The 19,792-nt window shown below is 53.8% G+C and carries 14 protein-coding genes and 1 pseudogene; 10 read left to right on the forward strand and 5 right to left on the reverse strand.

The window, feature by feature from the left end:
• Nucleotides 1–123: 123 nt before the first annotated feature.
• The 4 genes and pseudogenes from ACFQUU_RS21495 to ACFQUU_RS21510 all read left to right on the forward strand — a co-directional run.
• Nucleotides 124–276 (forward strand): annotated as a pseudogene (locus tag ACFQUU_RS21495) (integrase); the annotation flags it as partial.
• A 465-nt stretch (nucleotides 277–741) separates the two neighbouring features.
• Nucleotides 742–1,080, forward strand: a complete 339-nt coding sequence (locus ACFQUU_RS21500; RefSeq protein WP_382250170.1) for an MmcQ/YjbR family DNA-binding protein — start codon at nucleotides 742–744, stop codon at nucleotides 1,078–1,080.
• Between the two features lie 413 nt (nucleotides 1,081–1,493).
• On the forward strand, nucleotides 1,494–1,877 hold the full coding sequence (locus ACFQUU_RS21505; protein WP_382250171.1) for a nuclear transport factor 2 family protein: 384 nt from the start codon (nucleotides 1,494–1,496) through the stop codon (nucleotides 1,875–1,877).
• A 210-nt stretch (nucleotides 1,878–2,087) separates the two neighbouring features.
• The gene (locus ACFQUU_RS21510; RefSeq protein ID WP_382250172.1) at nucleotides 2,088–2,540 is read left to right on the forward strand and encodes a VOC family protein; all 453 of its coding nucleotides are present in this window, start codon (nucleotides 2,088–2,090) and stop codon (nucleotides 2,538–2,540) included.
• A gap of 391 nt (nucleotides 2,541–2,931) precedes the next feature.
• Here ACFQUU_RS21510 and ACFQUU_RS21515 read toward each other — a convergent pair whose 3' ends face one another.
• Both ACFQUU_RS21515 and ACFQUU_RS21520 read right to left on the reverse strand, forming a co-directional pair.
• The gene (locus tag ACFQUU_RS21515; protein ID WP_382250173.1) at nucleotides 2,932–3,210 is read right to left on the reverse strand and encodes a hypothetical protein; all 279 of its coding nucleotides are present in this window, start codon (nucleotides 3,208–3,210) and stop codon (nucleotides 2,932–2,934) included.
• Between the two features lie 71 nt (nucleotides 3,211–3,281).
• The gene (locus ACFQUU_RS21520) at nucleotides 3,282–3,608 is read right to left on the reverse strand and encodes a hypothetical protein (protein ID WP_382250174.1); all 327 of its coding nucleotides are present in this window, start codon (nucleotides 3,606–3,608) and stop codon (nucleotides 3,282–3,284) included.
• Nucleotides 3,609–4,006: 398 nt separating this feature from the next.
• Between ACFQUU_RS21520 and ACFQUU_RS21525 the strand changes: the two genes are divergently transcribed.
• The 4 genes from ACFQUU_RS21525 (at nucleotide 4,007) to ACFQUU_RS21540 (ending at nucleotide 9,503) form a co-directional block, all read left to right on the forward strand.
• On the forward strand, nucleotides 4,007–4,402 hold the full coding sequence (locus ACFQUU_RS21525) for a response regulator (protein WP_382250175.1): 396 nt from the start codon (nucleotides 4,007–4,009) through the stop codon (nucleotides 4,400–4,402).
• 418 nt (nucleotides 4,403–4,820) lie between these two features.
• Nucleotides 4,821–7,055, forward strand: a complete 2,235-nt coding sequence (locus tag ACFQUU_RS21530; protein ID WP_382250176.1) for an ATP-binding protein — start codon at nucleotides 4,821–4,823, stop codon at nucleotides 7,053–7,055.
• Nucleotides 7,056–8,307: 1,252 nt separating this feature from the next.
• On the forward strand, nucleotides 8,308–8,655 hold the full coding sequence (locus ACFQUU_RS21535; RefSeq protein ID WP_382250177.1) for a hypothetical protein: 348 nt from the start codon (nucleotides 8,308–8,310) through the stop codon (nucleotides 8,653–8,655).
• Between the two features lie 419 nt (nucleotides 8,656–9,074).
• A complete protein-coding gene (locus ACFQUU_RS21540) occupies nucleotides 9,075–9,503 on the forward strand; it encodes a response regulator (protein ID WP_382250178.1) in 429 nt (142 codons plus the stop codon).
• A 73-nt stretch (nucleotides 9,504–9,576) separates the two neighbouring features.
• Here ACFQUU_RS21540 and ACFQUU_RS21545 read toward each other — a convergent pair whose 3' ends face one another.
• A complete protein-coding gene (locus tag ACFQUU_RS21545; RefSeq protein ID WP_382250179.1) occupies nucleotides 9,577–10,695 on the reverse strand; it encodes an ATP-binding protein in 1,119 nt (372 codons plus the stop codon).
• 482 nt (nucleotides 10,696–11,177) lie between these two features.
• Between ACFQUU_RS21545 and ACFQUU_RS21550 the strand changes: the two genes are divergently transcribed.
• On the forward strand, nucleotides 11,178–13,226 hold the full coding sequence (locus tag ACFQUU_RS21550; protein ID WP_382250180.1) for a putative bifunctional diguanylate cyclase/phosphodiesterase: 2,049 nt from the start codon (nucleotides 11,178–11,180) through the stop codon (nucleotides 13,224–13,226).
• 401 nt (nucleotides 13,227–13,627) lie between these two features.
• Complete coding sequence (locus ACFQUU_RS21555) at nucleotides 13,628–15,310, forward strand: tannase/feruloyl esterase family alpha/beta hydrolase (RefSeq protein ID WP_382250181.1); 1,683 nt, start codon at nucleotides 13,628–13,630, stop codon at nucleotides 15,308–15,310.
• A 157-nt stretch (nucleotides 15,311–15,467) separates the two neighbouring features.
• On the opposite strand, the gene ACFQUU_RS21560 is transcribed toward ACFQUU_RS21555, so the two are convergent.
• Together ACFQUU_RS21560 and ACFQUU_RS21565 are read right to left on the reverse strand one after the other, a co-directional pair.
• Nucleotides 15,468–15,758, reverse strand: coding sequence for a hypothetical protein (locus tag ACFQUU_RS21560; RefSeq protein WP_382250182.1), 291 nt, complete (start codon nucleotides 15,756–15,758; stop codon nucleotides 15,468–15,470).
• A 397-nt stretch (nucleotides 15,759–16,155) separates the two neighbouring features.
• The gene (locus ACFQUU_RS21565) at nucleotides 16,156–19,593 is read right to left on the reverse strand and encodes a tetratricopeptide repeat protein (protein WP_382250183.1); all 3,438 of its coding nucleotides are present in this window, start codon (nucleotides 19,591–19,593) and stop codon (nucleotides 16,156–16,158) included.
• Nucleotides 19,594–19,792 lie beyond the last annotated feature (199 nt).

Here is a 19,792-nt window from a genome sequence, read left to right on the forward strand (position 1 = left end):
TCAATGCGTACGCAATCTGTTCGTCGGTAAAGCGGGATTTCTTCACGGCATGCTCCTTCCGTTGCTGGTCGTCCATGCCGACTACTCTAGTTTAAAACGGGACGATTTACCGGGAGGGGATCACGAAGAACCAAAGCCACGCTGATCTACCGGCGCACGAAGAACCTGAGGGCAGTCCAACTACTTCTTGGCCATACGAAGCTGGAGAGCACAGTTCGCTATCTAGGCATTGAGGTCGATGACGCGCTGGAAATTGCAGAACAGACCGAAGTATGACGTATAGCCGCCGGTCAGTGTCTGGCAACTGCAGACGTTGACCGGCCACTAGGGGACGGTGGTAGCAATATCTCAGCTCTCCAAACCCGCCATTGGGTAAGGATCTTGAGCGCTCCCATGTCTGTGGGATGGCGAAGTATGTAAAAGCGGGTATACCATGTCGCCCGAGACACATAGACCTGCTTCGTCTGCAGACTGTAATGCTTAATTCTCAGGAAGCGGAGTAGCTGGTCGAGCAAGGAGGGAGGTTGCCAGGAGGCAGGATTCCGGATGCCGCTTTCTACGGTTAATTGATACTGCATCAATTTACAGCATAGGCTGCAGACCAAGCGGCATGCAGCTTGCAGACGACTAGGCGAAAATGATTAATCAGACACCATCCTGTTTTAACAGGCAAAGCCTGCCGTATAAACCTAGTTGGGCGACTGGTCCGACGTTTCTTTTTCCCTCAACTCCGGAGGCGGCATGGTAAATGCCGCGGATATCAGGCGCTGTGCGCTCGCGCTGCCTGAGGTTCAGGAGACGATCCATTTTCGCTTGCCAGCATTCAAGGTTGGCGAGAAGATCTTCGCTATGGTTCAGAGTGGTGACACTCACGCAATCCTGAGCGTGAGCGAAGAGCAGGCAAAGGCAGCGGAGGACGTGGACCCCCGCTTGTGCCAAGTTGTGCGACGTAATGGCGGGAAGATCTTCGTAGGTGTCAGGGTAGAGTTATCTCATGCGGATGAGTCGCATGTAAAGCAGCTGGTGGAGCAAGCCTGGATGCACAAGGCTCCGAAGCGCATCTCCGCAGGACGTCAGTAGTCCGACGGGTGCCGTGGGTCGCTGCATCTCCCTGCCGTCGCCCCCAACACAGCGTTGCAGGCGACAGAGGGCCACCCATTACGGCCTGACGTCACAGCTTGAAGTGTCCGAGCGTCTGGCTACCGTCCGCGCCGGCCCTCCGCACCTGAACTTGGTCGTTGAATGCCTGTTTTGGGACGAGGCGACAGGCCGCTTAGGATCGCGAGCCACGCTTCCGTTCTACGATAACGCCGCCTGGAATGCGGCGCCGACCTGCTGTTGGCTTTGGATGCCTATAGGACGCATGTCGGCCAAATCGGTCTTTGAGCGGGGCTTTATTGGCGCAAGGCGTGCCTCGATCAGCAGATGGTTTTTGATTGCAAAAATGCAATCACGCTAGTATCGTGCAGCCATCAATCTCTAGAAAGACGGATATGCAGCCCAACGAAAAGGCCCAGGTGATCCAAAAGTACATCGCTGCCTACAATGCGTTTGACGTGGACAGCATGCTAGAGCTCTTGTCGCCAAGAGTGCGCTTCGAAAACTGGTCGGGCGCCCACCTTACTACCGAAACTTCTGGCATCGAAGAGTTTAGACAACTCGCGGAACAGGCTAAGACCATGTTCTCCGAGCGCGAACAGCGCATCACAGCCATCAAACATAATCCAGATTCGGTCATCGTGAGTATTGCGTATCGCGGCCAGCTCGCCGTGGACATACCGGAAGGCCCGCGCGCGGGAACTGTGCTGGACCTTGACGGAGAATCCGAATTTTCCTTCGATGGCCCCCTTATCTCCAAAATTAATGATCGGAGCTAAGGCAGGAAATGGTTGAAGGTCACGTCAGCTAAGCCCCACACTCGAGCGTCCGCTTCGGGGACGGATACTGCGCTTTAAACCTCTGAGGGCAATAGCTTATATGGATGCGCAGCGTACTGTGGCACGCCACGTGGCATGCAGGGGCTCAAGTGAGATAGCCTATCAAGCAGACCCTGCCGTATATATTTAGTTAAATCCTAAGGAGAGATCGTGACAGTCAAGCGTATGGACAACGTCGGAATCGTGGTGGAAAACATTGATTCCGCAATTGAGTTCTTTACGGAACTTGGTCTTACCCTAGAAGGCCGGATGCCCATCGAAGGCGATTGGGCTGGCCGAGTCACCGGCATTCGTGGCCAGCGTGTTGAGATCGCAATGATGCGCACCCCGGACGGCCACAGTCGCATCGAGCTCTCCCGCTTCGACGTCCCTGCCATCGCGTCCGATCACCGCGCGGCTCCCGTAAACTCGTTGGGATACCTGCGCGTCATGTTCACCGTCGAGGACATCGACGACACTATCGTCCGGCTCAGCAAGCTCGGTTCTACGGTGGTCGATGAAGTCGTAGATTATGGAGACACGTACCGGCTCTGCTACATCCGAGGTCCCGAAGGAATTCTTATTGGGCTCGCCCAACAACTTGGGCAGCAGACTTCTCGATAGATCTGATAGAACGTAAAGTTTAAGAAATCAGGTGCGAACGTACAACGACCGGTCTCAACGGACGGGTCGCTTCGCGGCCCACCACTGGATCGCAAGGTTAATGACCGCTTACGAGCAAGGCGACAGTCCGGTCAGGGTCGACAGCGCGCCTTCAGCCGTGGCCTACGAATGTCTGAAAAATGGTCTGCAGCTGCCGTCGGCGCGCAGCTTGCCTAATGCCGGATCCGGCCATGAGCCGCCATACAAGGCTGGTCCTCGATGCCCGAAAGCGGCCACTCAGTTAAATAAATCGAAACCTTGACTTGGTTTTGCAAAACGCTTTGTATTCCTCGTATTGAAAAGTCAACCTAGTTAAACAAGTGAACTTCTGCGTGCTCACTTGGCATCGGGCTCAGTCATCTTGATCGATGATTAATTTGGCAATACCAGCGTAATACGCATCGTCACCCAAAACCTCCTTTTGCTCATCCAGGAACTGCAGAATGTGCAGCAGTTTTTTTTGGGCGATTGCATCAAAAACCTGCCTGTAGATTCGATTCCACTCCTCTTGGGCAGCGTCATAGTTTGCTTGACCTCGAACTGGGTCCAAGACAAGCATGCGCTTGTTTTCGGCCGCATTCCGTAGCTGCATGACAAGAGCTATCATCTGACGTCGTACGTTATCTTGCATGTCTATCTTCAGAAATTGTAAGCGGCTGGATTATATTGCCGATTAAGTCACACACGTTAGGCGGCGCGCAATTATTCAGGCATAGCTGGATGCAGCATTAATGCCGTGACAAAGCGATGGCTTTCTTCTGACAGCACCCCAAAGCGGATCCCCGTCTCCCACACGTCGCGCTCACCTTCGACTGAATAGACAGTCGTGCCCTCGCAGCTAAACTGACAGCCGGAGGAGCTCCCCAATGCGAGGGCAACCTGCGCGGTGGCCGAAATGGGACGACAAGAGAGAATGCTCGCGCCGCAAGTCGATATATTTTTAATACGAACAGCAATGACTTCCGATTGGAAGACGAGATGCGCTTCTATTGGAAAGGGTGTGGGCAGCGCAGAGAGCGATATCGACATGTGAGTAGTATTTCCTTGCGGCAACATATGGATTCTACACTAGCCTACCTCTCGTCAAAGTCTCATCTCCTACTTCGATGCGCCTTAAAAAGGTTGATGTATCTCAACTTCTCAACGTTTTGCATTGATGTCGGTAGGTCAGTTTGAAGAAAAGTAGTACAGTCCTGCCTGGACAAAAGCCCAGCCCCCGCCATGTCTACCTCTTCACAAGTTATCTATTGTTTATCACCCGAGTGCAGTCGCCCTTTTCATGTTGCGGCTTTCCGTTTTCTCGACACTTCCTGGAAGCGCGGCGTCATCTGCTGCCCTCATTGCGGAACAAACATGGTCGGCGCATCGGAATCAGTCTTTTTGGCATTTGCCATGACAGACAAAGACGAGGCACGGCACTTATCCAAATGACAGTGGAACACGAAGTACCAGCTAAACCACTAATAATGGTGGTGGACGACGCCGCTGACAGTGCCTACGCCCTTGCCACAATTTTGGAGATGTGGGGGTATCGGTCCGTTGTCGCAACTGATCCGTACACGGCCATCGCACTAGCCAAGGGCGAACCGGTCGACCTCTTCATACTGGACATCGGCATGCCCGGGATGGACGGCTATGAGCTCGGCGCGGCCCTCAAGAAGGAATACTCCGTTGCAGGTTTTATTGGCAATAGCGCCTGGCCCAGAGACTTGAAGAGGGAAGCAGCGCGAGGATTTGCCTTCGACGCCTACGTCCTGAAACCAATCGGCTTCACGACCCTTAAAAAACTGATACCTGTCGTACTGGCCGAGAAATTGGGTTAGGCACATGCCGGGCTAGAACTGAAAATTTACGCCGGCTAGGTCAATTGTAACTTCGTAAAACTACCAAGGTTCGTTTAACAAGTGGAGCCGACATGGCTTACTTCATTCCCCGTGCACTGCTTCGCGGACTGTCGTGTCAAACTTTGACCGTTCGCTGTCTGAAGTGACGACAGGCGGGTAAGGGACGCATTCCGCAGTTTCGAACTATAGACCAACTGGCAGGACAGCGGTCCAAAGCCGCCAATGTCCTCGAATCTTAGAGCGCACATATAGAGAATTGCCAGATAGTTAATACGGCACACGATTCCGACAACGGGTACAATCTCGCCCGCATTTCATTCAGTATAAAATCAGGCGGTTTCGTCATTCATTGACGCTGGACTGTCCTAATCCTCTTACCTTTGACACCAAATTTCCTATGAAAACGCGCAGCTATCTGAGCTTGGTGGTTGCGATCATTCTCGTTCCGGCGTTAGCAGTCGCCGGGTGGGGGCTCGTGCTACTGCTCGGAAAAGAACGCGAGGCGCGATTCAACGTTGCTGAAGCCCGGGCGTCGGCAATTGCATTGGATATCGACCAGGAAGTCGCAGCTGCGGAAGGCAAACTGCGCGTATTGGCTAACACCAGCTATATCGAAAAGGGCGACTTCGTATCACTGTATCAACTGATGCAAAAAGTGAACAGAACGCCGGATTCCTGGACAGTCCTCTATGACGAGAATGGGCAGACCCTTATCAATACGAAGTCACCTTTTGGTGCGGACTTCACGGGGTTGGTCTACGACTGGGTACCTTCCGCCATTGCGTTAAAACAGGTGACTACGTCCAACCTGCGAATGGGTTTAGTGAGCAAGTCGCCCGTGGTTTCCGTCAACATGCCGGTCGTGACAGCATCGGGCAAAAAATATCTGTTGGGCCAAGTATTCCCGTCTCAGTATTTCGCGGAGATGCTTAGCACCCACAACATCCCGGATTCCTGGATCGTAGGAGTCGTTGGTTCGGATGGCATCACCATCACGCGGAATAGGAATGCAAACACTCTGACAGGACAAGCGGTCGTAGCTGAAATACGCAACGCAATGTCCGAGCGGCCTAGTGGACGTGTAAAGAATATCAGCCGTGACAATATCCCCCTCTTTACCGTCTTTACGCATACGGAACGGACTCAATGGGTTGTCGCCATCGGCGTGCCTCAGGTCGACATCGAGGCTCCAGCCCGGAATGCCTTACGGTATAGCCTATTTTCCATTTGCCTGATATTTGGAGTCGCCGCATTTGTCGTATTTGCTTTGGCAAACCGGTTGACCCAGGCGTTCAATAACGCGGTCAGGGCCGGAAAACGCCTTAGCAACGGGGAGATACCAACCTTTGCAAAGCAAACGGTAAAGGAAGCCGATGTCTTGCTGGGCGTTCTTCACGATGCGGGTACAACCCTTGCCGCAGAACGTCATCGAAGGCAATCACTGGAGCAGGAGCGCGAATCCCTTCTTCAGAATGAAAAGGAAGCAAGGCGACTGGCCGAGGACCAGAATGCTGCAAAGGACGATTTCTTGGCCATGCTGGGGCACGAGTTACGGAATCCACTTGCGCCAATCAGCGCGGCAGCGCAGCTGCTCAAAATCGCCAAGCACGACGAAACGACGGTACAGCGAACAAGCGACATCATCGAACGGCAAGTGGATCACCTCACTGAACTAATTGAGGACTTGCTGGACGTATCTAGGGTAACGCGTGGTCTCGCTGAACTTGAAAAAGAGAACGTTGATATCAAATCGGTGCTTAGCGACGCGGTTGAGCAGGTTCGCCCCTTGATTGAATCACGTAGTCACGCACTTAATATTCATATCGATGCAACGCATGCATGTGCCCAAGGCGATAGGACGCGTCTTATTCAGGTAATTACCAATTTGTTGAACAATGCCGCTAAATATACTCCTCAAGGCGGTGTCATTGAGTTATCTGTCGGCGTTGAACGGCAGTGGATAAAAATCAAGGTGATAGATAATGGGATGGGCATCGAACCCTCTTTGCTTCCCCATATTTTTGAATTGTTCCGGCAGGGTAAACGCACACCGGATCGTGCACAGGGCGGGCTCGGTCTTGGCTTAGCGCTGGTCAAAAGTATTGTTGCACTACATGGCGGCACTATCGAAGCATACAGCGACGGACTAGGCAAAGGCTGTACGTTTGAACTCAGGCTTCCTGTGCTCGCGTTGGCACAAACAAGTGGTGTCGGTTCGGACCACCAAAAGCATGAAGACTCTCTGGCTGTTGCATTGGACATCATGATCGTCGACGATAACCTCGATGCGGCGCATTCGCTGGCGCTGCTTCTTGAATCAAAGGGCCATCGGATACGTGTGGAAGCGAATGCACAAAATGCGTTGGCGTCGGCGGCTATCGCCAACGCTACGATTTACATTTTGGATATTGGATTGCCTGACCTAGATGGATATGAATTGGCTAGGCGGCTGCGCGCAGGATCTGAAAACACCAATGCGTTGATGATTGCGTTGACTGGATACGGACAAGCGCATGACAAAGTCCTGTCTAAGGCAGCTGGTTTCGACCATCATTTCGTCAAGCCGGTTGCCATTGAACAGTTAGATAGAATCTTCGCAGCCTTTACAAAAGGCACGTCAGCCCTTAGCTAGGCACACATCGTTTCGTACTGGAGAGCATACAATCCATGCTCGAACAGACTAAAGTCGGCGGTGGTATATAAGGTGAACGTGGTTCACCGTTTCAACGCAATATCAAGCACGATGCTCATTCATATGCGGCATATGCGGCATATGCGCAAATGAAAGGGCAGTCTTTTGTGTTTTAGCTTGCCGCTCTGAGACTAACTTCGTTTCTACTGCATCGGACCTGATAAATCGGCACGTGCTAATTTGTGACGGGTCGGCGAGGCTTACCGCCCTGGTGTGCTGCTCGCGGAATAACGTCGACAGGGCAGTCGTCTACTTTCTCAATTGCTGCTTCGAGAATGTCCCGCATCGTTCGCCGATTGATTTCGTATTCCGGAGCGGAACAGTGACGTCGAAAGAGGCCGGCCTCGGTTGCCTTCTGGATTGCGATATCAAGAGCCGAATCAGTTATATGGAAGAATTTATTCATCGAGCATCAACGTTGGACTAAGTCATGAGGATTCATCATTTCGATCGACGTGAACGTACTACGTCGGAGGAAAGGAACCTGGAATTAATCCAGTCGACTTTGTCCCCTGACTCCAGCCACACAGTACCGAACGGCTCGATGAATTCTTCATTGTCTCGTATCTGTTCGTAAACTATCTTGGCAGAATAGAGATTGTCTGCGTAAAGCGCAAAAGCGCCCATAGTAAAAGGCGGCCGCCTGTTTGGATGGAATGTCGACATGATACGAAAGGCTTACGGAAACCACATTGTCGACATCTTTTCTTCTCCTGTCAGTCTGGTAGAAAACATACCTTTCGCTATCCTTTGCTGTTGTTCGGTGGTATCTATGTCTGGAAATGCGGAAACTCACATCTGTGATTTGGTAAAGTGAACCTCCCTATATTTGACTGCCCACGCCCATTTGCGACTGATAAAAAGTAGCACTATGGCGTCAGCCAGAAAGATTGGCTTCAAAAGCAAAGTACCGAGGTTCTAGTGACGCGTTTTGCAGCAGCATACGGCTACGAGTTGACACCTATCGCCATAACTTCCCATAGCAGTTCGCATCTCAAATCTGTTGCGTAGGCATACCAAATGCATCCGCGCAACACAGCCAGACACCTTCCTCACAATTTGTTACCCGCTTGATAGAATCGAATTCTCATGCAATTTTGCAAAACTTCCTATACATACAATATCTCGAATGATAGAAGGTTCCCATTGAAGAATTGCAGTAAGCGACATGGGCTTCTTAGGGCGAGGAAGAATGATGCAGTGGAATGTCTTAGAACTTATTGCGCTCTGCCGGCGCACCCGTTCTTCCCCGCAGGAGCTTCATTCAGCTTTAGCTTTGCTTAACGGTGAGCTGATTCAGTTCAAACACGTCACTTCCCGACTGGATAGTGAAAGTGCACTGCAACGCTCCGTCGAAAATTTGGCGTCAAGTAATTCGGACGTCTTGAATTTCCAGTTACGCGCGGTCATAGAAAATGATCCTGCCTGTCGTGATGCCGTTATGGCGGTTCGGCAGGCTCACTACGCAGTAGTCACGCTTCTCTACCAGTGGCATGAACTAATGCAGCCGAGGCTGCATGATACGCAGACACCCCATTGATCGGCTAGCGGCGCAGACGCCTACAAGTATGCGTCGCTCCGTGCCCTGCTCGGTTCCGCCCAGCTATAAGCAGTCTGGCAGATTGACCTGAAAATACTCTCGCGGTGGAATCGCAGCTGCTGCGATATCAACAAGAGTGCCATACATCCGTTGATTGATAGCGCTTTGGTAGCAGTCGTCCACATAGCCAAGCAATTACGATCTGTAAAATTGATGCGGGATTGTGGCCCCGTCATCACGATATCAAGTTGATTCTGCTGCCAATGTGCCAAATCAACAGAATCATTTCAACCAGTAGAGGCGATTAGGTGGAGGCATTGAAAGTGCGCAACATTCTAGATCAGCCTCAATCCTGGGATTTACATTGGAAAAATCGACTCAGTCCAGTTATGCATCCTGCTGCGATCTAGAGTTGAAAAATGAAACACTACGTACCAGCCATTCTGCTTGTTGAAGATGACGTTTCCTTGAGGTATTTAACGAGCGACATACTCACCGCTTTGAACATGTCGGTGCAAAGTGTTTCTACGGCTGAGAAAGCGCTGGAATTATTGATTGAGAACGATTACAAGCTTTTGTTGGCAGATATCCATTTGCCGGGCATGACAGGGTTGGAATTGGCCGCAAAGGCTGTAGCCATGCAGCCGCAAATTAAAGTGCTCCTGACCTCCGGAGCGGGCTTTCTAGTTGCGGACCGCATGAACTTCGAATTCGCTCTCCTCCCGAAGCCCTATAACACGCGCCAGCTCCAGCTTGCCATTCGTGAGCTTGACGAAGAAGCGTTCTCCCCGTCCGCGAAGTTAGAGACGCCGGCTTCCGTTGTGCAAAGCCGATCCCCAAACATATAAGCTGTAGCTCGAGAACGGTTCTTCCGCGGGGTCAAACGATTTACACAGACAATCTCCGGTTTCGTTACGTAGTTCAGTCGCCAGGGAGAGCGAAGCTAAATACGGAACCGATACCAACATCACTTTTAACGCAGATGTGGCCACCATGCGCCTCAATGAATGCCTTGCAAATCGTTAATCCAAGTCCTTTGGTTCTCTTCATCACGCCATCGGTCTCAAACTTTTCAAAAATGAGAGATAACCGGTCCTCTGTTATTCCAATGCCATTGTCGGCGACTTCACAAACCACCGCCCCATCCTCGGTCTGGAGGGCTGATATGACAATTTCGCCGCCTGGTGCGTGTTGCAGCGCATTGCCTATCAGGTTTTGAAGCACGCGTCTGACAAGCGCAACGTCAGCAAAAGCCCTGATGTCCTCATGCACGTCGTTAATTATCTTCGTACCTGCCGTCGCTGCCATCGATGAAAGGTCTTGTTCAAGTGATGCGACCAATGGCCAGAGATCAAACCATCGACGCACGACCTTGATGCCAATCTCCGTTTGCACGCTGGTGTTTTCTTCAAGTACCTTGTTGACCAGCGTCTGGAGATAGCCAACATTGCGGTGCAACGTTGTGAACGCACGTTCCGCAGCCTGCCCATCCGTATAGCTATGAGGTAGTTTCTGTAAAATTTCAGATGCAAGCGTCAATGCGTTGAGGGGAGTGCGCAGGTCGTGAGCAACGAATGCCAGGTAATCTTCGCGACGCTGCTGTTCGTCGAAAGCCTGATGTTCGGCAAACGTGCTTGCAGCTGACCCGATTGCTTCGTCAAGTGCGCGGTTAATAATTCTGAACGGTCTACCCTCAAGCGAAATACCGTGCTGGACAACTAAATCGTGAATACATTCCCGCAGCATGTTGTACTCGGCAATGACATCTCTCAGTTCAAAGCCGTTGCGATAGCGTTGAATGCCGTGTTCGGGCGGGAATCCATTCGAGAGTTTGTGCAGTGCGATATCATCAGCTGCACTTTCAAATGCCCAGGAAAGCTCATCCAGGAAATCGGGAATATGATCATTAAGAGTCGGGCGGTCAAGGGCCCGGCCGGCATCAAGCCGTCTGACTAACTGTCGCCATTTTGATAGCAGATCGGACTTTTTTGCTCTGATAAGAGAGCCAATTTCCGCACACGCGTTTTGATGATCGGTCATGATCTAACATCCGAAGGTCGTTGACTGCAAAGCGGAACGTTACGAAGAGAGGTTAGCGCAGTTTCCGTCGCTTAAGCTAGCGCGGTTTTTGCGATTTCGCATTCTTCATGCTTGGTTTAAGCAATCGCAATATCTTGGTTTGTTGCTAGCGATGCCTGTGACTGTTCGCTTGCAAAATTCGGATTTAGACGATACTGTTAAAGTCATTTCTAAATACTTGTTGTGCGGCATGTTATGCGATGTACGGCAATTCACTTTTATTGCTGGCCTTCTTGCGAAGTCTTCATGTCAGCGAAGGGGACTGCAAGAGCAAGGCAGGTTAAAACCAAAAGGGCAATCGCAGCACGCTCCCAGCTGGATTCTATTAAACCAACCTTGCGGTTATACACATCGCCTTCGAACGAGGTTTGGATGTCCCTGTCCGATTGGGCAACGGGGTTGCAAGCATGACCTCGTGCGACGCCACCTACTCGCATGACGCAATGCTGAGTGCGATCGCAACCAATACGATCGAACCGTTTATTGTTTTGGATGCGTCTTTACTTATTTGCGTATGGAACAAGCCGGCGGAACGCCTCTTTGGATGGGCTGCAGATGAAGTCATTGGTCGTGACATCACCAAGCAGATCATTGCTCCAAAACGCGTGACCACCGTTCGTAATGCAATCGCGGACGTGGTCAACGGTGTATTGGAGCCTGGGCTTCCCCTTTACGGAATAAGCACCATACGAAGAACTGGTGATGCGGTAAACGTCGACCTGATAATCGGAAAAATCGACATTAGCCCGTCGCCGCTATTTAGCGTGGCCATTCGCGAGGCCCTGGTCGGACGATCTTTCGATAGGGAGCAGGTGCTGCGCCACAGTTCACTTCTTGAATTCATTCCCGAGGGTGTGTTTACTTTCGGCACGGACGGCACTCTGCAGTCAGCAAACCGTGCATTTTGCGCACTTACTGGCCATCCGCGCGAGGAATTGATCGGGATGCATTACCAACGTATGGTTGCGCCAGAATGCGTTGACGATGCAATCACACGGTTTCAAGCACTTTGTGATGGGGCCGAGCAAAATTTCGACATTATTGGAATCAAACAGGACGGCACCAGGTATCACGCTCATATCACGTCAGTCCCAGTGATTGGCAGTGGTGAAATTGTGGGGGTACAAGGGGTTGTCCGCGACGTTACTGTCATCCGGGAGAATGCACATCGCGCGCAATACCTTGCGACTTACGACGTCCTGACTGGACTGCCAAATCGGACCTTACTGAACGATCGGCTCAGGCATGCAATCGCCCAGGCAGAACGACATGGCGGAAGCGTAGGCCTCCTGTATCTCGACCTGAACAGGTTCAAGGTCATTAACGATAGCCTCGGGCATGAAAAAGGCGACGTCATATTACGGTTTATTGCTGACCGACTTCAGCAATGTGTACGGGAAGCTGACACCGTTGCACGCATTGGCGGTGACGAATTCGTACTGGTCCTGGAGGACGTCACTTCGATCCAGGCATTGATTGCGGTGGCAAGAAACGTCGTTGAGGCGGTAGAGCGGCCAATGACTGTTGATGGGCAGGAAGTGACGTTGTCAACGAGCGTCGGTTCTAGCCTATACCCCAAAGATGGGCGGGATGCGGCGACATTAATCCGGCATGCAGATCTGGCAATGTATGAGGCGAAAGCTGGCGGGAACGGCTCAGTCCGGTTCTTTACCGCCGATATGAACGAAAGGGTCAAAGCGCGCCTCGTCGATGAAAATGAACTGCGCCGGGCACTCGACAAAAAGCAGTTGGTTGTCCATTACCAGCCGCAGGTTGATATTTGCAGCCAACGCATTGTCGGCGTGGAGGCCTTAGTTCGATGGCAACATCCAGACAGGGGGTTGGTAGCACCAAATGAGTTCATTCCACTTGCCGAGGAAATTGGATTGATCAATCGCTTAGGCGCCTGGGTCCTTGAAGAAGCGTGCAAACAGAACCGGCGTTGGCAAGTTGCGGGTGTGGATCCAATTAAAGTATCCGTCAATCTATCGCCTCATCAACTGGCACCCGACTCTCGTATTCTGGAATCTGTTCTTGATGCACTAAAACAAGCAGGACTTTCGGCCGAATTCCTGGGCCTCGAGATCACTGAGAGCAGCCTGATGCAGAATGTTGAGTCGACCTTGGCTAAATTGCTGAGTCTTCGAACTCATGGCGTATCGATTGCAATTGATGACTTCGGGACTGGGTATTCGTCGTTAAGCTATCTACGGCAACTGCCTATTGATGTCCTGAAAATCGATCAATCATTCATTCGCGACATGATGAATAACCGAGATGATGCTGCGATCGTGGCAGCGACGATCGCGTTGGCTCACACGATGAAATTGAAAGTCGTTGCAGAGGGTGTCACATCGTATGAACAACTCTCGTTCCTGCAGAGCCATGAATGTGATGAAGTGCAAGGATTTCTACTTGGTGCCCCCGTCGCGGCGGATACATTGGCAGCTCTCCTTTCCGCTCAGAGTTCATCACTTCGAAAGACGGACTAACATTATTATTATGCCGTTAACGACCCGGCGTAGGAAGGTCATGCGGTTCTCAACCGTCCCATTCCTGCACGCGGCCAAAAGCGGAAGGAAGCGACAGAGGCTCAGTACCCCACATCTGCGAATTTTATTCAGCCAGATGGGGAAAATCAGTGAGCAAGAATAGCGGTCTGATTACGTATCGATTGGGCCGAAGGGCTGAGCAGAAACCGCGCCTCATGAGTTGGGGCGATAAGCGGCTTTGAAAGGCGAGCCGTCACCTGACAGCCGGCAGACCACATGCCGTCCTGAGCGATGTGACATGACCACACTCGGCACCCCAGATTGTGTATGGGCTGTCCATTGCAAATGGTCGGGCCGCACTTTACCCTTGTTTTAAACTATTCCACGCATCGGAGACAACCATGAAGCTGCCCCTCCCTAGACGCCATGTCGCGGCCACCGCCGCAGTGCTCGGCCTGATGGCCGCCGGAGCCGCGCACGCGGGCACTTGCGAGAACCTGACCGTGGCTAACGTCGGCTTGAGCAGCGGCACCATCACCGGCGCGGTGACCGTGCCGGGGCCGAACTTCACCGCGGCCGACGGCGTCACCTACACGAACCTGCCCTCGTTCTGCAAGGTAAGCGTTGTCATGACGCCGACGAGCGATTCCTTCATCAACGTGGAGCTCTGGATGCCAGTCAGCAACTGGAACGGCAAGTTCCAGGGCGTTGGCAACGGCGGCTACGCCGGCACCATCCAGCAGGGCCTTTTCACGCTGGCCACCGGCTTGCAGCAGGGTTTCGCGGTGGCGACGACCGACATGGGCACGGCGCCGTCGACGGCCACCAACGGCGACGCGCTGATTGGCCACCCGCAGAAGTGGATCGACTGGGGCTCGCGTGCCACGCACTTGATGACGGTCGCATCCAAGCAGCTCATCCAGAGCTACTACTCTGCCCCCCCGAAGTACTCGTACTTCACGGGCTGCTCAACCGGCGGCCAGCAGGGGCACATGTCGGCGCAGCGCTATCCGGCCGACTACGACGGCATCCTCGTCGGTGATGCCGCGAACAACCGCACCCACGACCACGCTGCTGCGCTCTGGGGCTACCAGTACGCGCGCAGGACGCCGCTTGCGCCCTTCTTCAGCACTGGCCAGACCGGCGCGATGGCAAAGGCGAGCGCCAAGGCGTGCGCCGTCAAAAGCGGCGGCGTAGACGGCGACGGCTTCCTGACCGACCCGCGCGCCTGCGACTGGGATCCGGCGTCGATGCAGTGCACTGGCGCGCCCGACGGCACCTGCCTGACCGCCGACCAAGTCACGACCGCACGCGCCAAGTACCAGGGCCCGCGCAACCCGGTGACCGGTCGCCAGATCTTCCCCGGCCTGCCGTACGGCAGCGAGCCGCCTTCGACCGGCGGTTGGGCCAACCTCGACACCCAAGTTGAGACGCCGTTCGGATCCCTCTTCAAATGGGTGTTTGGGCCGACGTTCACGTACTTGAACTTTAACTTCGACACCGACATGCAGACACTGGACTCCGTGCTCGCGCCAATTCTTAACGCCAACAGCACCGACCTGTCTGCGTTCAAGGGCCGCGGCGGCAAGATCCTTGCGTACCACGGCTGGTCGGATCCGCTCGCCTCGCCGCAGGACAGCATCAATTACTACGAGCGCCTGGTCGCCACGCAGGGCGGCAGCGCGAACAGCGCCACCAAATCGGTGCAGGACTACTACCGACTGTTCATGGTGCCCGGCATGTATCACTGCTCGGGCGGCCCCGGCCCGAACGCCTTCGGGCAGCCGTACGGCACGTCGACGACGGTCCCCCGCCCGCTTAGGCCCGATGCCGGCCATGACGTCTTCCGTGCGCTGCAGCAGTGGGTCGAAAAGGGCGTGGCGCCGCAGCGTGTCGTTGCCACCAAGTACACCAACGACGACGACACCCAGCCCGTGCTGATGACGCGCCCGCTCTGCGTGTATCCGAACGTCGCGCGCTACAAGGGCTCCGGCGACACGGCCAACGAGGCGAATTTCGTATGCGCGCCCACCGTCGGCAAGACCGACCCAGCCCAGGTACCTGCGCCCGAATACATCAACTGAAAGCGATGGCAGGAAGTCGGTATCCGCTGCGCGACCGAGGGAGCCGCCGCATTCCATGGCGGCTTCATTGCATAGGTACGTTCGTCCACCGCCGAGCGGCGGTTCCAATGCAAGACAACGACGCACAGCGCGATGGCTTTCTGCCGTGAGGAGCTGTTCAAGTTGGCGTAGCGCATTCAGGGAAGGTCTGAACAAGTCCACCGAGCGCGATGAGCCAGAAGAGTTTCTCGGATGCGGGTACGCCGGCAAGCGCAAGAAGTCGCGGCTCGAGTGAGTTCTTGGAGTAGATGGAACCGGTCGTGCGGTGGAAGGCGCTGCTTGCTGCTGATCGAGCCGCACTACCGGGTGGATGGCTGCGGAACCCAGGCAAGTTGGCGATACCGTCGAGCGGCTCCTGGGTACCGTCATTCGTTCTCTGGAATGGTCCGTCAGTACCGTCACCGCGCATCAGAACATGTACTTTTCGCTCTTCGGCCCCTGTCGTGAACCAGCGACGCCCGGAATTGCGGCGAAAGAGCCGTGGGCGGGGCTGTCGCCACTTTGAGTGTTTTACAACACTCACCGTAACTGAGATCAGGCGCCTTAATCTGGCTATTAATATTGCATTCTCACGTAAGGCCCGGCTTTAGTCTAGGGCGTAGGTACCATGACTGCGTGCGACCACTAGAATGTGCAGATCAACGGCGGCTTTCAGGATGCAGCTGTGACAGCTTGGGGTCGCGGCACGTCGGTCAATGCTTAATCGGGAATGTCGGATGACGTAACCGAACCAGCCAGTCACTGTTTGCGACGTGACTTCTTGGAGCGGCCACTAGCGGCCGTTCGTAGCACACTTCAATGTAGTGCTATTGGCTACTCTTCGATATGGTATCGTCGCGTTTTTTGTAAGTCCACGCCAGATGGTCCGCCATTTCCTGGGAAAATTGCATACTGTTTTGCTCGCGCAGCCCCTCCCAAAGATTGACGGCTTGGTCATAGGCGGCAAGCGCCTCTTCGACATTGTTCGTGGTAATGCCGCGGTTCTTGTATGTGAGGGCCAGGGCGTTGACCATTAAGGGGGTAAATTGTATGCCCGGCTGCTGGCGCAGCCCTTCCCAAAGGTTGATGGCTTTGGCAAAGTAAGCAAGCGCCGCTTCGATATTGTTCACGCGCGTTAAGGCAATTCCGACGTCGTTGTATGCCCTCGCCAAGCCGTCTGCCATAGCCGGCGGGAATTGCAGGCCGGTCTGCTCGCGCAGACCTTCCCAAAGGTCGACCGATTTTTCGTAGTCGTCAACCGCCCCTGCGAGATTAACCATTCCAGCTCGGGTATTGCCACGGCCCGTGTAGGCCGCCGCCCAGTGAGCGACCATATGGAGGGGAAATTGATTTCCGGGTTGCTGGAGCAGTCCTTCCCACAGATTAATGGCTTCGTCATAGGCAGCAACTGTCGCTTCGCGATCCACCGTTTTCTTCATGGCCATTCCAAGGTTCACGTATGCACAGGCCAAGCCATCCACCATACTAGGGAGGAATTGCATGCCTGGCTGCTGGCGCAGCTCTTCCCAAAGGCTGATGGCTCTGCCATAGGCTGCAAGTCGCTCTTCGGTAACCTCCAAGCTGTTTCCCCGATTCATGTGCGCCGCAGCCAAGTTATCGACCATATCTGGGCCAAATTGCATGACCGACTGCTGCCGCAGCCCCTCCCAAAGACTAATGGCTTGGTCTTGCGCAGCAACCGCCGCTCGAAGGTCTCGCGTGTTCGCCAAGCTAATTCCAAGATTCATGTATGCATGTGCCAAGGCATCGACAAGGACGTTGTTGAAATGCGTGCCTAGCTGTTGGCGTAGTTCCTCACATTTAGCAATCATCCGATTGCTTTCAGCAATCGCTCCTTGGATGTCGCCGATCTCATTTAAGACCATGATGCGACCCTGCAACACGTCTAAGTGGTTACCATGTAGCGTCCCCGTTGTTTCAGTCGATAGATCCCTAGCGAGCTCATCAACGATAGCCTGCGATACCGCATAGCTTGACAGTGCACCGCGCCCGTTAGACATCTCTCGTTGAGCTGCGCCCTTGTCCATAAACTCCTTTAACAAGCCTTTCAAAGCTGCTTTGGATTCAGCATTGGTGTAAAATTCTTCCCGCAGCTTTGATGACAACAACGTAGCGAACCCATCAAAGTAATCGGCCACCCATTCCAAGTCTGCGGGACGAGACATTGGGGATTCACGTTTTGACGGGTATGCTAGAAGACGTCGAATGAGGTGAGCATATAGCTGGTCAAGGTCCGAGGAGTGGCGATCATGTATCATTTCGCGCAGCCCCTTGATCCCTAGCCGGTAACGCGACACGCCAATGTCACCTCGCCATGTGGCCAGCAGCGGTTTGAGCAGATACAACACATAAGCGAGGCGCGGGGTCATTCCAGTCTGGCCTTCGACGGCATGGCATAGTACCTCCATCGGTAATCCCATCCAGGGCGTTTGCGCCAAAAGCGGTAGAGCATTATTGTGCGCTGCATAGGCTTCCTCAGTCGCCACCAACCAGAGCAACACTCTCTGCAGAAGGTCGCCTGCAGCGGTATTCATATAGCGCTGCTGTAACGCAGTTATGTATTGTGGTATTAAATGTGCTGGATCCGCTAGTCCGTCGATGTCTTCAGCCTTCAGATCGCCGTCCTTCATGCGATGCACCAGAAAGGCGAAGTAAAGAAACCGGCCCTCGCTTTTTTCATGCAGCTCGCGCAGCAATGCCTCGTTTCGTAGTAACCCCTTTGCCAGATGCTTGCGCGCATACTCATCCATCAAGGCGACATAATCGACATCATCCAAAGCGATCCGGCGCTGTAGCGCGTCGTGCAAGGCACCGGTCCTTTCAATTAACCATGTGGGCAATTCACTCTGCAGGCGAGAAGTCGCCAGCAAGAACACGTTCGGTGGCATCATCGCGGATTGCGGAAGGTAGTCGGCGATACTTGGAGACTCTTCTGATAACTCGTCCAGGCCATCGATGATGATGAGAAGTGGGCGTTGGCCCAGTTGCTGAAACTCCCTGAAAAATTCGCACAACGCCTTCGGGTTGGGGTTTTTGATGCTTAAGTTCGGCAAGGGCCTTTTCTGGGCGCGAATTTCTAAGGCCTCCTTGAGCTTGTCGCGCAACTGGTCGGCAAACTGACCCAAATGGAATTGATACTCGCGGCGAATATAAAATACAGCGACGGCCAATCCTTCTTTTAGGGTATCTTCCCTAAATTGCGATCGGAAGGCCGGATCCAGGCCCCGTACGAAGGTCGATTTCCCGACATGGGCCGGTGCCTGCAGCCAGAATACGCCGCCTCGGTTCTGGTCTATTGACGTTTCAATAAACGTTTTCAGCGGGGTGCGCAGATAAACAGGGGACAGATAGTCATGCTCGACCGCTTGTTCATCAAGCATCCGGGCGACCTCTTCAGGAAGGCTGTCTTCATCAAACCCTTCCTTTTCTTCGATAGTGCCCAGGCTGCTGGCCGCTTGATAGTGCTCCGCCATCTTCTCATCGGCACTGAATTGTAGGCTGTAGCGGTGGCCTCTTTCGTAATTGATCAGACGGAAGTCTGGAATGGTTTTTTGCAGGCGCGCGGAGTCGTACAGGTAGATTTCCGATTGACCGCAAACTTGACAACGCCGTGTGCTGATCCAGGGGCGCAAATCCAATTGTCTGTCGGATCGTTGCAGTATGACGCTGGTCGTTTCAGCGAAAGTATGTCCGCCTTGTCCTTGCTCCACGATGCTGTCCGCACCCATGATCGGGCGGCCCTCGGCGTCAAGGAGTCTGACGTCGCGCCATAAATCCGCGAAAGGCAGCAAGACCGCATGCATGCTTGATGCGCTTTGACCAAGAAAGCCTTCAAGATCAGTCATGACCGGACCTACGTCGGCTCCCCGTACTCCATGGCCGATGGTTTGATTGCGCCAATTCACCACGCGTTCGCTCAGCATCGCATTGAGCGCGGTACGCTTTTCTTTTGGCGTTCGCCACAGACTGGCGATTTCGGGAAAGAGCAAATCTGCGGCTGTTAGCGCCTGCTTCGACCACGAATCGGCGTGCCTTACCCAGGTACCCATGCTTGGTGGACTCCCGAAGAACCCGGCACGAATCGTCCCAGCGTATTTGGAGGGGGCGTTCTGGAGGAGGTCTTGCGCCAGAATTTGTGCTGAAAGGCGCGCCAGCAGCTCGGCAAAGTCCTTGAATACGAGCGCGGCCGCGTCGATCTGCCCGGTGCGCAACACCTGACGCAATAGCCGGTAGGTGTAAGCCACTGGACCGGGCCACTTTCCTTCAATGTCTTCAATCCATCCAGCATGATTGGCCAGGGTCTTGGCGCGGTGTAGGAAGTCGGATTCGGACGTAACCAGTGGGTCCGGCGCAATGTCCGGCGGACTTCCCGCAAAACGGACTTCGCAGTCCGGGCACTCCCATGTTTGTGCCTTGGCTTTCCAGTAGGGGCGATCTGAACCG

The organism is Herbaspirillum sp. GCM10030257 (genome assembly GCF_042666555.1).
Classification (GTDB): Bacteria; Pseudomonadota; Gammaproteobacteria; order Burkholderiales; family Burkholderiaceae_D; genus Noviherbaspirillum.